At 70.4% G+C, this 12769-nt stretch carries 10 protein-coding genes and 3 pseudogenes; 5 read left to right on the top strand and 8 right to left on the bottom strand.

The window, feature by feature from the left end; translation table 11 throughout:
* Nucleotides 1-72: 72 nt before the first annotated feature.
* Nucleotides 73-789, bottom strand: coding sequence for an ANTAR domain-containing response regulator (locus CES90_RS03000; RefSeq protein WP_189783175.1), 717 nt, complete (start codon nucleotides 787-789; stop codon nucleotides 73-75).
* Nucleotides 790-896: 107 nt separating this feature from the next.
* On the opposite strand from CES90_RS03000, the gene CES90_RS02995 reads away from it, so the two are divergent.
* A complete protein-coding gene (locus tag CES90_RS02995; RefSeq protein WP_189783176.1) occupies nucleotides 897-2021 on the top strand; it encodes a PAS domain-containing protein in 1125 nt (374 codons plus the stop codon).
* 97 nt (nucleotides 2022-2118) lie between these two features.
* Here CES90_RS02995 and CES90_RS02990 read toward each other — a convergent pair whose 3' ends face one another.
* Nucleotides 2119-2913: an RNA polymerase sigma factor SigF gene (locus CES90_RS02990; RefSeq protein WP_189783177.1), complete on the bottom strand. Its 795-nt coding sequence runs from the start codon at nucleotides 2911-2913 to the stop codon at nucleotides 2119-2121.
* A gap of 237 nt (nucleotides 2914-3150) precedes the next feature.
* Between CES90_RS02990 and CES90_RS02985 the strand changes: the two genes are divergently transcribed.
* Both CES90_RS02985 and CES90_RS02980 read left to right on the top strand, forming a co-directional pair.
* Nucleotides 3151-4950, top strand: coding sequence for a thiamine pyrophosphate-requiring protein (locus tag CES90_RS02985; RefSeq protein ID WP_189783178.1), 1800 nt, complete (start codon nucleotides 3151-3153; stop codon nucleotides 4948-4950).
* A gap of 501 nt (nucleotides 4951-5451) precedes the next feature.
* A complete protein-coding gene (locus CES90_RS02980) occupies nucleotides 5452-5820 on the top strand; it encodes a hypothetical protein (protein ID WP_189783179.1) in 369 nt (122 codons plus the stop codon).
* A 276-nt stretch (nucleotides 5821-6096) separates the two neighbouring features.
* Here CES90_RS02980 and CES90_RS02975 read toward each other — a convergent pair whose 3' ends face one another.
* A complete protein-coding gene (locus CES90_RS02975) occupies nucleotides 6097-7548 on the bottom strand; it encodes a flavin-containing monooxygenase (protein ID WP_189783180.1) in 1452 nt (483 codons plus the stop codon).
* Nucleotides 7545-8489, bottom strand: coding sequence for a patatin-like phospholipase family protein (locus CES90_RS02970; protein WP_208921397.1), 945 nt, complete (start codon nucleotides 8487-8489; stop codon nucleotides 7545-7547). Before CES90_RS02970 ends, CES90_RS02975 begins: the two co-directional genes overlap by 4 nt.
* Nucleotides 8490-8547: 58 nt before the next feature.
* Between CES90_RS02970 and CES90_RS02965 the strand changes: the two genes are divergently transcribed.
* Nucleotides 8548-9135 (top strand): TetR/AcrR family transcriptional regulator, encoded by a 588-nt coding sequence (locus CES90_RS02965; protein ID WP_189783181.1) that lies wholly within the window; start codon nucleotides 8548-8550, stop codon nucleotides 9133-9135.
* 82 nt (nucleotides 9136-9217) lie between these two features.
* Here CES90_RS02965 and CES90_RS49220 read toward each other — a convergent pair whose 3' ends face one another.
* Nucleotides 9218-9418, bottom strand: coding sequence for a tautomerase family protein (locus CES90_RS49220; protein ID WP_229913816.1), 201 nt, complete (start codon nucleotides 9416-9418; stop codon nucleotides 9218-9220).
* A gap of 327 nt (nucleotides 9419-9745) precedes the next feature.
* A pseudogene (locus CES90_RS02955) lies at nucleotides 9746-10429 on the bottom strand (metallophosphoesterase); the annotation flags it as partial.
* A 110-nt stretch (nucleotides 10430-10539) separates the two neighbouring features.
* Here CES90_RS02955 and CES90_RS51880 point away from each other — a divergent pair.
* A pseudogene (locus tag CES90_RS51880) lies at nucleotides 10540-10692 on the top strand (hypothetical protein); the annotation flags it as partial.
* On the opposite strand, the pseudogene CES90_RS02945 reads toward CES90_RS51880, so the two are convergent.
* Together CES90_RS02945 and lpdA are read right to left on the bottom strand one after the other, a co-directional pair.
* Nucleotides 10684-11058 (bottom strand): annotated as a pseudogene (locus tag CES90_RS02945) (biotin/lipoyl-containing protein); the annotation flags it as partial. The pseudogenes CES90_RS51880 and CES90_RS02945 sit on opposite strands and share 9 nt — an antisense overlap.
* A gap of 71 nt (nucleotides 11059-11129) precedes the next feature.
* Nucleotides 11130-12518, bottom strand: coding sequence for a dihydrolipoyl dehydrogenase (gene lpdA, locus CES90_RS02940; protein ID WP_189781617.1), 1389 nt, complete (start codon nucleotides 12516-12518; stop codon nucleotides 11130-11132).
* Nucleotides 12519-12769: the final 251 nt, after the last annotated feature.

The raw sequence follows: 12769 nt of genomic DNA, 5'->3' as shown, positions 1-12769 counted from the left end.
AGGGACCCCCATCGCGGCGGAGTCGCAATCGAACACAGCCCCGCGCCCCTGGAAGGCCTGCTGCCCCTGGACCTAGTTGGACAGGGAGACCATTTCGCGCTCCAGGCCGCGTCCCCGCTTGTCCACCACCGCTGCCGCCACGTCCGACAGTTTGCGGTTCGTGCCCTGGGAGATCCGGCGGAGTACGGCGAAGGCGGCGTCCGCGTCGCAGCCGAGGACGTGCATGACGATGCCGCAGGCCTGGTCGACGATGGGGCGGGAGCGCAGGGCGGTGCCGAGTTGGTCGAGTTCGGTGAGGGCGGCGCGGTAGGAGCGGTCGCGGACGATGCAGGTGGCGGCGAGGTCGCCGAGGGCCCGGGCGGGGCCGTGCGGTGCGTCTTCGAGGGCGCCGGCGCGGAAGCTGTAGAGGCTGAGGGTCACGGTCAGGCCGGAGCGCCTGAAGGGGATCGTGACACTGGAGCGTACGCCCGCGTCGAGGGCCATGGCCCGGTACTCCGGCCAGCGTTCCTCCCGCAGCAGGTCCGCCGAGTCGACGGGTTCGCCGCGCTCCAGCGCGGCCGGGATCGGTCCGCGGCCCGAGCTCAGTTGGACCGAGACCAGGCCGGCGAGGTCGGGGTGGGTGACCGCGGCGGGTCGTTCGGGGCCGGCCTCGGACACCAGGCTGCTGGCGCCGCAGCAGTCGTTGGTGCAGCGGGCCGCCTGTTCCACGAGCTCCGAGAGCCGCCTTCCCGGGAGGGCCGACTCCGGTGATTCCTTGCCGAGACGGCCGAGTTGTTCGGTTTCCGGCATGATGTGAGCCTCCTCTTCCGGTCGCCTTCCCGTCCACCGGCGCGGAAAACGGATCCCCGCGCCTCCGCGCCATCCCCACAACGGCTCCGAGGCGTTACGTTCTTCGCATGACCCAGACGGACGAATTCGGTGAGGAACTCGCGGATTTCGTACGCCGCGTCGCGGAACTGAAGGCGGCCAGATCGGTTCCGACCGGCGATCTGCCGACGGTGCTGGACGCGGCGATCTTCGAACTCGACCATGTGGCCGAACAGTTGTGGCCATGGTACGAGCGGCTCACCACATCCGGCCGGGTCGGCGACACCTCGTCCGGCGGGGCCTCGTCCGCTGCCCAGGAACAGCGGCTGCTGAAGGCCGTCTTCCAACTGCTCCCGCTGCCACTGGCGTTGGTCGACCGCGAGACGGTGGTACGCCGGCTCAACCAGGCGGCGACCGCCTTCACGGGCGTACGGCCCGGTTACGCGACGGGCCGCCCGCTCACCGGGTTCCTCGCGCACGCCGACCGCATCGCGTTCCGCGGCCAGGCGGCGGCGGTGGCCCGCGGCGAGGGCGACCGCAGCCTCACCGTGCACCTCCAGCAGCAGCCCTCGGTGCCGGTGTGCGCCACGCTCACCGCGCTGCGCCCCAGCGGTGAGCCCCGCAACGCCGTGCTCGTCGTGCTGCAGCCCACCGGCGGCCGCATGCCCTCTGTCGAGCCCCCGGCCCGCCCTCTGCCCGACCTCACGGAGACGACCCGGCACGCGGCCCTCATGGACCTGCTGGACACCATGACGACGGCCCTGTTCACCGCACCCGCCGGAGCTACCCTCGACCGGGCGGCCCATGTCCTGCACGACCGCTTCGCCGACTGGGTGATCGCCGACACGACGACCCCCCGCCTCACCCGTGCGACCGTCCTGGCCCCCTCCGAGAAGGAGGCGAAGTCCCTGGCGGCCCAGCACCCCGCCACCTGCCCCCTGGTCGTCGAGGCCGCCCGGGGCGGCTCCACCGCCCTCCAGGTCCGCCCCTCCTCCCCCGAAGCCTTCGGCCACGACGACTCGGGCGCCCCCGTCCTCGTACGAGCGAACGTGACCTCGTTCCTGTCGGTCCCCCTGACAACCCCCGACGGCCACGTCAAGGCCGTCCTGACCCTCTTCCGCACAGGAGCCCGTCTGGCCTTCTCGATGGCCGAGGCCAAGGCGATGGACACGATGGCCCGCCATATAGCTCTGGCCATGCGCAACGCGCCCTGAAGGGGCGCGGGGAACTGCGTGCGCGACCAGCCACGACGAACCCGCAGCCAGAAGCAGTCCCCACGCCCCAACGGCGCCCACGGCTCAACCGGCGGAGCTACGCCGCGTCCCTCATCACCTGATCCCGCAACCGATCACAGCACCGACTGATCAACCGCGACACATGCATCTGCGAGATCCCCAACTGCTCGGCGATCCGGCTCTGCGTCATGTCCCCGAAGAACCGCATGTACAGAATCGCCCGCTCCCGCTCCGGCAACGCCGCCAACCGCGGCTTCACGGCCTCCCTGTCCACCACCGTTTCGAGCGCGGGATCGAGCGCCCCCAGCGCGTCGCTGAGCGAGTACCCGTCCTCACTGCCCGGCAGCTCCGCGTCCAGCGACAGGGCGGTGAAGCTCTCCAGGGCCTCCAGTCCGACCTGGACGTCCTCCTCACTCATGTTGGCGTGTTCGGCGATCTCGGCGACGGTGGGCCGGCGGCCCGAGATGGTCTGTGACAGGTCCTGGCTGGCGAACCGGACCCGGTTGCGCAGGTCCTGGACCCGGCGCGGCACATGCAGGGTCCACATGTGGTCCCGGAAGTGCCGCTTGATCTCACCGGTGACGGTGGGTACCGCATAGCTCTCGAAGGCGTTGCCGCGCGCGGGGTCGTAGCGGTCGACGGCCTTGACCAGGCCGAGCGCGGCGACCTGGCGCAGGTCCTCGTAGCTCTCGCCCCGGCTGCGGAAGCGTCCCGCGAGCCGTTCGGCCATGGGCAGCCACGCCTCGACGACCTCGTCACGGAGCGTGTCCCGCTGCGGGCCCGGCGGAAGCGAGGCCAGCTTTCGGAACGCCTCCGCGGTGTCGGGGGCGTCGTCGTGAGGGTGGCGCTTCGCGTTGTCCTGAGTACGCATGGTGCGTCGCAACTCCCTGGATGGTGCTCTGGGGTGGACGGTCACCGTGGGGGCGTGGGCGCGCGCAGGAGGCGGCACACCCGTGATGGAAACATCGCCTCTCCCACGGACGTGCCTCCTGTCCGAAGCACTGTCGTGCGCCTGCCCCGGTCCATACGCGACAAACACACGCAGGTTTTTCCTGTGCCGGGAGGGTGACTCGGGCGGAGGATCACGAAAACTCCCGGGAGGTCCAGTATGAGCGTCACGGTCGCCGATCACATCCTGCAGCGGTTGCGCGAATGGAAAATCGAACACGTATTCGGCTATCCCGGTGATGGCATCAACGGCCTGCTCGCCGCCTGGGGACGGGCCGAGGACCGGCCACGGTTCATCCAGTCGCGGCACGAGGAGATGTCCGCGTTCCAGGCGGTCGGTTACGCGAAGTTCTCCGGTCGGCTCGGCGTGTGCGCGGCGACCTCGGGGCCGGGCGCCATCCACCTGCTCAACGGCCTGTACGACGCCAAGCTGGACCATGTGCCGGTGCTCGCGATCGTCGGTCAGACGCACCGCAGCGCGATGGGCGGCTCGTACCAGCAGGAGGTGGACCTGCACACCCTGTTCAAGGACGTGGCCTCGGACTTCATCGAGACGGTGACGGTGCCCGAGCAGCTGCCGAACGTCCTGGACCGGGCCATCCGCACCGCCTACGCCCGCCGCGCCCCGACGGCCGTGATCATCCCCGGTGACGTGCAGGAACTGGACTACGCGGCACCGACGCACGAGTTCAAGATGGTCCCCTCCAGCCTGGACCGCAGCGGCTGGACGGCGATCCCCTCGGCGGATTCGGTCGAGCGGGCGGCGGAGATCCTGAACGCCGGGGACAAGGTCGCGATCCTGGTCGGCCAGGGTGCGGCCGGGGCCCGTGCCGAGGTCGAGCGGATCGCCGAGGCGCTCGGCGCGGGCGTCGCCAAGGCGCTGCTCGGCAAGGACGCGCTGAGCGACGAGCTGCCGTACATCACCGGCTCGATCGGTCTGCTGGGCACGCGCCCCTCGTACGAGCTGATGCGCGACTGCGACACGCTGCTGACGATCGGCTCGTCGTTCCCGTACTCCCAGTTCCTGCCGGACTTCGGCAAGGCACGGGCGGTCCAGATCGACATCGATCCGCACATGGTCGGGATGCGCTACCCGTACGAGGTGAACCTGGTCGGTGACGCGAAGGCGACGCTGGAGCGGCTGATCCCGCTGATCAGGGCGGAGGAGCGGGGCCGTGAGTGGTACGACGAGGTGTGCGCGAACGTGGCGCGCTGGCGTGAGGTGATGGCGCGGCGGGCGGAGCTGTCGGCCCACCCGATCAACCCGGAGTACGTGGCCCACGCGCTCGATCCGCTGCTCCCGGGCAACGCGATCATCTCCTCGGACTCCGGTTCGGCGGCGAACTGGTACGCCCGGCATCTGACCATGCGGGAGGGCATGCGCTCGTCGCTGTCGGGCACGCTGGCGACGATGGGCTGCGGGGTGCCGTACGCGATCGGCGCGAAGTTCGCCCATCCGAACCGGCCGGCGATCGCGCTGGTCGGGGACGGGGCGATGCAGATGAACGGGCTGGCGGAGCTGATCACCGCGGCCAAGTACAAGGACCAGTGGGAGGACCCGCGGCTGGTCGTGGGCGTGTGGAACAACCACGACCTGAACCAGGTGACGTGGGAGCTGCGGGCGATGGGCGGTGAGCCGTCCTTCCTGCCCTCGCAGGAGCTGCCGGACGTCCAGTACGCCACCTTCGCCCGTTCCCTCGGCCTGACCGGCGTCCGCGTGGAGAAGCCGGAGGACGTCGAGGCCGGCTGGCGCGCCGGCCTGGAGGCCGACGGCCCCGCCGTCATCGAGTTCCTCACCGACCCGGCGGTTCCGCCCATCCCGCCCCACGCCACCTGGGAGCAGATGGAGGCCACAGCCGCCTCGATCCTCAAGGGCGACGCCGACCGCGGCTCAGTGATCAAACAGGGCTTCAAGGCGAAGGTCCAGGAGTTCCTGCCGGGCGGCAGGCACAGGAGTTAGCTGCGGTGTTGAACGGCACTGAAGAGTTCAGTTGCGCACGAAACAGTTCAGCGGTCAGTTCAGTAGCGCGGTGAACTGTTCAGTGCCATACCTAGCATCGTGGTGTGGCTGAAGGTCCCAACGTCCCGCCACGTGTCCGAGTCAGCTGTCCCCGGCCAGCAGCGCTGCAGCGCACCCTCCAGACCCCCGCCGGGCCGCCGGAAGCGAGCATTTTGAAGGTGCATCGGTCACGTCGTCGGGTCTGGGCCACGCACCGGATCTCATCCAGCGGGCGTGCGGCGAGGTAGCGGACGTACAGAATCTGGACGGCAGGTCTGGCGGGCCGGCAAGAGCCCTCCGGCTGCCGGCCCGCAGGGCCCGCCGGTACCGCTGGCGTGAAACTTCCGGCGTCCGCCAGGCGACGCGTGTTCACGGCCAACGTCCGACGGAGTCTCTCCAGCTCGGGCACCGCGGCGGCACTGGCGTCACGGGCCGGGCAGACGCTGGCGTGGCGACGAGCCCATGCCCCTGATCAACGCCCTGCAGGCCTTCTTCACTCACGCGGCGGACGAGATCGACAAGGTGCCCACGCCGGACTCGGCCGGCGAGGCCGGAACCATCCCGCTCAACATGCCGCGCGCCGAGGTGCACAAGCGCCTCTGTACCGCCCGGAATTACGTCGACCTGGCGATCAAGCACGAGACGGCCGGACGCCCGCTCAGTGCGCAGCATGCGCTGCACCAGGTTCTTCCGGAACTTGTGCCTGACGCGGACGGCACGCAGGAGGAGGCCGAACGCCTCGCGAGGACCGTCCGCTCGGGAGGTACGGCCGCCACCGGACTCGGGCTCGCCGCCGGGCTCGTCACCCCCACCCGGGCCTGGGGAGACTGACACCATGTCAGTCTGGTACGGGGCCCAGCTCGCCTGGTGGGCCCCGCTCGAACGGGACGCCCGGCGACAGAGAAGGCACTTTCGCTTTCCCGATCAAGATCCGGACACCACCCCAGGCGAAACGCGCAGGTTAGGACTCCTGCTGGGCGAAGGGCAGCAGGGGTGACCCGCGCGGGACGGCGCGGAACACGCAGACGAAGATCAGTGGCCCTAGCCACACCGCAGCGCAGGCCCCCGCCCCCTCCGGACGCTGTTGGCACGATGAGTTCCCTCGGCTCAGGAAGCGGTGAAGTCCTGCGGCTCAAAGCGACCGACCTCGGCGCGAAGCCGGTCGGTGGACCAAGGCCAGCTGAAGCTGTTGCGGCCGTTGGCGTCGAGGTAGTAGCTCCTGCACCCACCGGCGTTGTAGACGGTGCCGGCCAGCGCGGTCTGCAGCCGGGCGTTGTACGCGGCCTGCACGTCGCCGCGTACCTCCAGCACCGCCCAACTCTCCTCCCGTGCGGCCTTGATGGCGCCCAGAACGAGGTCGAGCTGTGCCTCCAGAATGGCGAACGCCGACGAGTGCCCGGTGCCCAGGCCGGGGCCGAGGAGCAGGAAGGCGTTGGGGAAGCCCGCGACGACGGTGCCGAGGTACGCCTCGGGGGAGCCCTGCCAGCGGTCGGCGAGTGAGTGGCCGGCTCCGTCTCGGACGAGGCCCGCGAGCGGCGTGTCGAGGATGTGGAAGCCGGTGCCGAGGATGATCGCGTCCACCTCGGCGGCGCTGCCGTGGGCGCCGTGCACGGTGTTGCCTTCGACGGCGTGCACCGCGGCGGCGTGCACGTCGACATTCGGTCGCGTCAGCGCGGGGTAGTAGTGGTTGGAGAACAGGATGCGCTTGCAGCCGATGGTGTAGTCGGGGGTCAGCTTGCGGCGCAGTTCGGCGTCGCGGACGGTGGCCCGCAGGTGGGCCCGTGCGATGGCCTGGACGCCACGCATCAGCCCGGGGCGCCGGAATCCACGTCCGAGCGTCTCCATGGCCCGGTACTCCAGCCCTGCCACCGCGGCTCGCGCGCCCGGCAGGTGGCGCATCGCCCACCGTTCGGCCTTCGGTATGTGATGGTCCAGCTTGGGCAGCACCCACTGGGCGGTGCGCTGGAACACATGCAAGCGGGCGACGTCGGGGGCGATCGCCGGGACGAACTGCACGGCCGAGGCGCCGGTGCCGAGCACCGCGACGCGCTTGCCGCGCAGGTCGTAGTCGTGGTTCCAGCGCGCGGAGTGGAACACCTCGCCGGGGAAACCGTCGAGGCCGGGGACGTCCGGGACGAGAGGCTCGTTCCACGGGCCGGCGCCGGCGATCAGGAACCGGGCGGTGAACTCACCGGCGTCGGTACGGACGAGCCAGCGGGCCTGGCCGGGCTGCCATCGCGCTTGGGTCATACGCACCCCGAACCGGGTGTGTTCGCGCAGCCGGTACGTGTCGGCGACCCGCCTCACGTACGTGAGGATCTCCGGCTGGTGCGCGTACACCCGCGTCCAGTCCGGGTTCGGAGCGAAGGAGTAGCTGTAGAGGCGGGACGGTACGTCGCACTGGCAGCCGGGATAGGTGTTCGCCCGCCACGTGCCGCCGAAGTCGTCGGCCGCCTCGATGATCAGGAAGTCCCGGATACCGGCGCCGCGGAGCCTGGCCCCGGCGCCAACCCCGGAGATGCCGGCGCCGACGACGATGACCTCGACGTGTGTGCTCATGCCGCAATGCTCCTGTCGATGGCTCGCTTGACGCGGTCGGGTGCGGTGCGCAGGGAGACGTCGAGCGTGGCCGCACGCCGCCGTGGGTCCATGAAGTTGGCCCCCATCACGGCCAGTTCCTCCACCCCGGGCTCGATCCGGACGACGCGGCATCCGGCCGCACGCAAGAGGCGTTCTTCGGCGTCGACGGTCCGGGTCATCCAGCGGCGCAGGAGCCGTTCGAGACGGCTCAGGCCGGTGGCGGGTGCGCCCCCGGAGGTCGACATGGGAGCGACGATCACCACCTCGTCCAGCCCTAGGGGTACGAGGAGGTCCGCCGAGGTCGGGGACACGGCGCCTCCGTCGAGGTAGGTCCGCCCGTCGATCCGCACCGGCGGGAACCAGCCCGGGATCGCCCAGGACGCGGCGATCGCGCTGCCCAGGCCCGTGGCCGGAGCTCCCGGCGCGCCGAACGCGACCCGCCGGCCCGAGCGCGCGTCGGCCGCGACCAGCCAGGTGTGGGTGGAATCCGGCCACGGGCGGCCCTCCGCCAGCGCGGCACCGAATCGGTGCAGCCAACGCGCATCACCCCGGCCGCGCGGCAGCAGCCCCACCAGCCCCGAGCCCGGCGAGACCCGGCCGCGTACGGCAGCGGTCACCAGCCCCGACCCCGGCAGCCCGGGCCACGGGACGGGAGGCAGTGCACCCGGGTGGGCGTGGACGTGTCCGAGTAGCACCGGGTCCGCGCCAGTCTCTCCCCGTACCGCCGCGAGCAGGTCGGACACGGACCGGCCGGAGCCGAGAGCGGACACGACTTCTGCCCCGGCGGACGTCCCCACCGACACCTCGGCGGTCCGCACGTCCCAGTCCAGCTCCGCTTCCACTGCGGTGAGCGCGGCGACCGTCCAAGCGAAGCCGAGCGTGCCGCCGCACCCGACCACCAGTGCACGCCGTGGAGCCACAGATCCCCCTGGAATTCAGATATCAATGGAATCCGGAAGCTAGCGGTATTCTGCAGGCGTGGCAAGACTGACCCGGGCCGAGAGCCAGGCCCGCACCCGCGAACACGTCCTCGACACCGCGCACGACCTCTTTCTGCACGACGGCTTCACGAAGACCTCCATCGAGCGGGTCGCGGAGGCCGCCGGCTACTCGAAGGGCGCGGTGTACTCCAACTTCGCGACCAAGAACGAGCTTTGCCTGGCCGTCCTGGACCGCATTGCCCTGCAGCAAGTGGCGTACATCGCCGCCGAGATGGGAGACGCGCCCCGCCTGGAGGACAGGCTCGCGGGTTTCGCCCGGTGGGCCGAGCAGCACATAGGCGACAGCTCGTGGACCGCACTGGAAGTCGAGTTCGCCACCGCCAACCGCCGCGACGCACACGTCTGCGAACAGCTCGCCCACCGACGGCGCGCCGTCACCGAGGCCCTCGCGGACCTCATCCGGGCTCAGATGCAGGAACTGGGCGTCACGCCCCACATGCCCGCGGACACCGCCGCCTTCGTCCTTCTCAGCCTCGGGATCGGCATCGGCGTCCAGCGCGCGTTCGACCCCACCGTCCCCGTACAGCCGCTCGTGGACCTGCTCCGTCAGGTCATGACCGACTGACCCCGCCCCGGATCACGGCAGGCACCCGGGCTCGCGCCGGGTGCCTGATGCGAGCGTGCGCCGAGACAGCGGACTCATGTCCTCAGTCCGTGGCGAGTCCCGCGACCTCGGTGTAGCGCATGATCGTGCCGCCTGCTCCCCAGGTCCCGTCCGGCTGCTCATGGATGAGCACCCACACCCGGAGCGCCTGGTCCGCGCCGAGCCCCGCGGCGGCCAGCACCAGTTCCGTCGCTTCTCCGACCAGACCTGGGCGCCGCTCGTCATCGAGGACCCCGAACGGCACGGTGACGTCGACCTGGAAGCGCGGGCGTCATCGGCTGCGGTGACCAGCGCCCCGGCAGGCAACATTGCAGGTAGGACTACAGCAGGGAACGGAATATCTCCCGGTCGGGTGCGCCCTCCCCACGTGAGCAGGGCACGCGCCAGGTCCCGTTGGATGCTCGCCGCGCCTTCCTCGGTCAGCGCACCCACGGGCACAGTGAGATCGATCTGGGACATAGCCCTTCCTCTCTCTTCCGCCAGGTCCTCGGCGAGACGAGCCTGGTCACCTGTCGACGCCGCACCCCGGCTCGAGGACACCTCCCAGCGGATGTGTTGGGCCGCCTGGGTGCTACGGCGTGGGCCGGTGTGGGGAGCGGAGCACGAGCAGGGTGATCTCGGGGGCGAAGACGCGGAACGGCGGGCCCCAGAAACCGGTGCCGCGGCTGGTGTAGAGAAGGGTGCGGGTGCCGTGGTGACTGTGGCCGGCGAGGGCGGGCTGGTCGGTGCGGACCAGATGGTGGAAGGGCCAGATCTGGCCGCCGTGGGTGTGGCCGGAGAGTAAAAGGTCGATGCCTGCGGCTGCCGCCCGGTCGACTAACTTGGGCTGGTGCGCCAAGAGCAGGACGGGTAGATCGGGGTCGGCGCCGTTCAGGGCTCCGGCGAGGTGGGCGCCGTGGCCTGCCAGGCCGGAGGCCTCGGCGGTGACGTCGTCCACGCCAGCGACCACGAGGGTGTCGCCTCCGCGTTCGAGCAGCAGATGACGGTTGCGGAGTGGCTCCCAGCCCAGCTCGTCCATCAGGTCGACCCAGCCCTGGGCCTCGCTGTAGTACTCGTGGTTGCCGGTGACGTACACCCGGGCCCGGGTGGCCCGCACGGTACCGAGTGGGGTGGCCTGGGCACAGCGGCGTTCGGCCGTGCCGTCCGCGATGTCGCTGGTGTGGCAGACCAGGTCGGCTTTCAGGGTGTTCACCGTCTCGCATACGCGTGCCGACCAGCGAGCGCGATCGAGTGGGCCGTAGTGGGTGTCGGTGATGAAGTGCCCAGGAGCGCGCCTGCCAGCCTGGGATTCGCCGAACCAGCTTCCTGGGCCAACCGGACAGCGAGGCGAACTCGCGCCCTGACCTGCCCCTGCGGGCATGTGACTTGCTGATCGGTGGGCCGACCGGGAAACGACATCGACGGCTTCCGCCGCAGCCACCTGGGGCCTCACCCAGCGCATGCTCACTCCTGCACGCCGATACCGAGACCCGCCAGACCCTGGACACCTACCTCCGTGAGCAATGCAGCACCACGCGCACCGCCGAGCGGCTCTTCACTCACCGCAACACCGTGCTGCGCCTCGGCGACCGGCGCCGGGGCGGGCTCGGCGGCCGGGGCCGGAGCCTCGGCGGCAGCGGGGGCCGGGGCGGCGGCGGGCGCGCCCGTGCCGTCGTCGATCACGGCCAGCTCGGCGCCGACCTCGACCGTCTCGTCCTCGGCGACCTTGATGGACGCGAGGACACCGGCGGCGGGGGAGGGGATCTCGGTGTCGACCTTGTCGGTGGAGACCTCGAGCAGCGGCTCGTCGGCCTCGACGCGCTCACCCTCGGCCTTCAGCCAGCGGGTGACAGTGCCCTCGGTGACGCTCTCGCCGAGCGCCGGAAGGGTTACGGAAACCGCCATGGTTTCTGTTGCTCCTTTAGGAATTGCGGAAGTCTGGATCGTCGCTTCGACGTGTTTCGACCGAGGGTCAGTCAGTCGTGCGAGTGCAGCGGCTTGCCGGCCAGAGCAAGGTGGGCCTCGCCCATCGCCTCGTTCTGCGTCGGGTGGGCGTGGATGAGCTGGGCGACCTCGGCGGGGAGCGCCTCCCAGTTGTAGATCAGCTGGGCCTCGCCGACCTGCTCGCCCATGCGGTCGCCGACCATGTGGACGCCGACCACGGCACCGTCCTTCACCTGGACGAGCTTGATCTCGCCCGTGGTGTTGAGGATCTTGCTCTTGCCGTTGCCCGCCAGGTTGTACTTCAGAGCGACGACCTTGTCCGCGCCGTAGATCTCCTTGGCCTTGGCCTCGGTGATGCCCACGGAGGCGACTTCGGGGTGGCAGTACGTCACCCGCGGGACACCGTCGTAGTCGATCGGGACGACCTTCAGACCGGCCAGACGCTCCGCCACCAGCATGCCCTCGGCGAAGCCGACGTGCGCGAGCTGGAGCGTCGGGACCAGGTCACCGACGGCGGAGATGGTCGGGACGTTCGTCCGCATGTACTCGTCGACCAGGACGTAGCCACGGTCCATGGCGACGCCCTGCTCCTCGTAGCCGAGACCGGCGGAGACCGGGCCACGGCCGACGGCGACGAGCAGCACCTCGGCCTCGAACTCCTTGCCGTCGGCGAGGGTGACCTTGACACCGTCCTGGGTGTACTCGGCCTTGGAGAAGAACGTGCCCAGGTTGAACTTGATGCCGCGCTTGCGGAACGCGCGCTCAAGAAGCTTGGAGGAGTTCTCGTCCTCGACGGGGACGAGGTGCTTCAGGCCCTCGATGACCGTGACGTCCGTACCGAAGGACTTCCACGCGGAGGCGAACTCGACGCCGATGACACCGCCGCCGAGGACGATCGCCGACTTCGGCACACGGTCCAGGACGAGGGCGTGGTCCGAGGAGATGATGCGGTTGCCGTCGATCTCCAGGCCCGGCAGCGACTTCGGCACGGAGCCGGTCGCCAGCAGGACGTGGCGGCCCTGGACGCGCTGGCCGCCCACGTCGACGGAGGTCGGGGAGGACAGACGGCCCTCACCCTCGATGTAGGTGACCTTGCGGGAGGCGATGAGCCCCTGCAGACCCTTGTACAGGCCGGCGACGACGCCGTCCTTGTACTTGTGGACGGCCGGTACGTCGATGCCCTCGAAGGTGGCCTTCACACCGAACTGCTCGCTCTCGCGGGCCTGATCGGCGATCTCGCCCGCGTGCAGCAGGGCCTTGGTGGGGATGCATCCCCGGTGCAGGCAGGTGCCGCCGACCTTGTCCTTCTCGATCAGGGCGACGTCCAGGCCCAGCTGCGCCCCGCGCAGGGCCGCGGCGTAACCACCGCTACCACCGCCGAGGATCACTAGGTCGAAAACGGTGCTGGCGTCGTTCGCCACGTCACGTCCTCCATGCATGTGCGCCACGCCGGTCTGCGGTGACCGGTCGGCGGCTGGTGTCCGGCCGCTCTTCTTCGGCCCTGTGGTGGGGCCCTGTCCTGCCGAGCCCCATCTTCGCACTTGTCGGCGGCGAACGAGACGCCGGGCTGCTGTGTGAGACGTGGCACAACAAAACCCCGCGCCCCGTAAGGGGCGCGGGGCTGTACCGATGTGCGGCTCCGCCGCGTGGGCGCGACAAGCCACAGCGGATC

It is taken from the genome of Streptomyces capitiformicae (assembly GCF_002214185.1).
In the GTDB taxonomy this organism is placed as follows: domain Bacteria; phylum Actinomycetota; class Actinomycetes; order Streptomycetales; family Streptomycetaceae; genus Streptomyces; species Streptomyces capitiformicae.
This window is presented reverse-complemented; position numbering and strand designations above follow the sequence as displayed.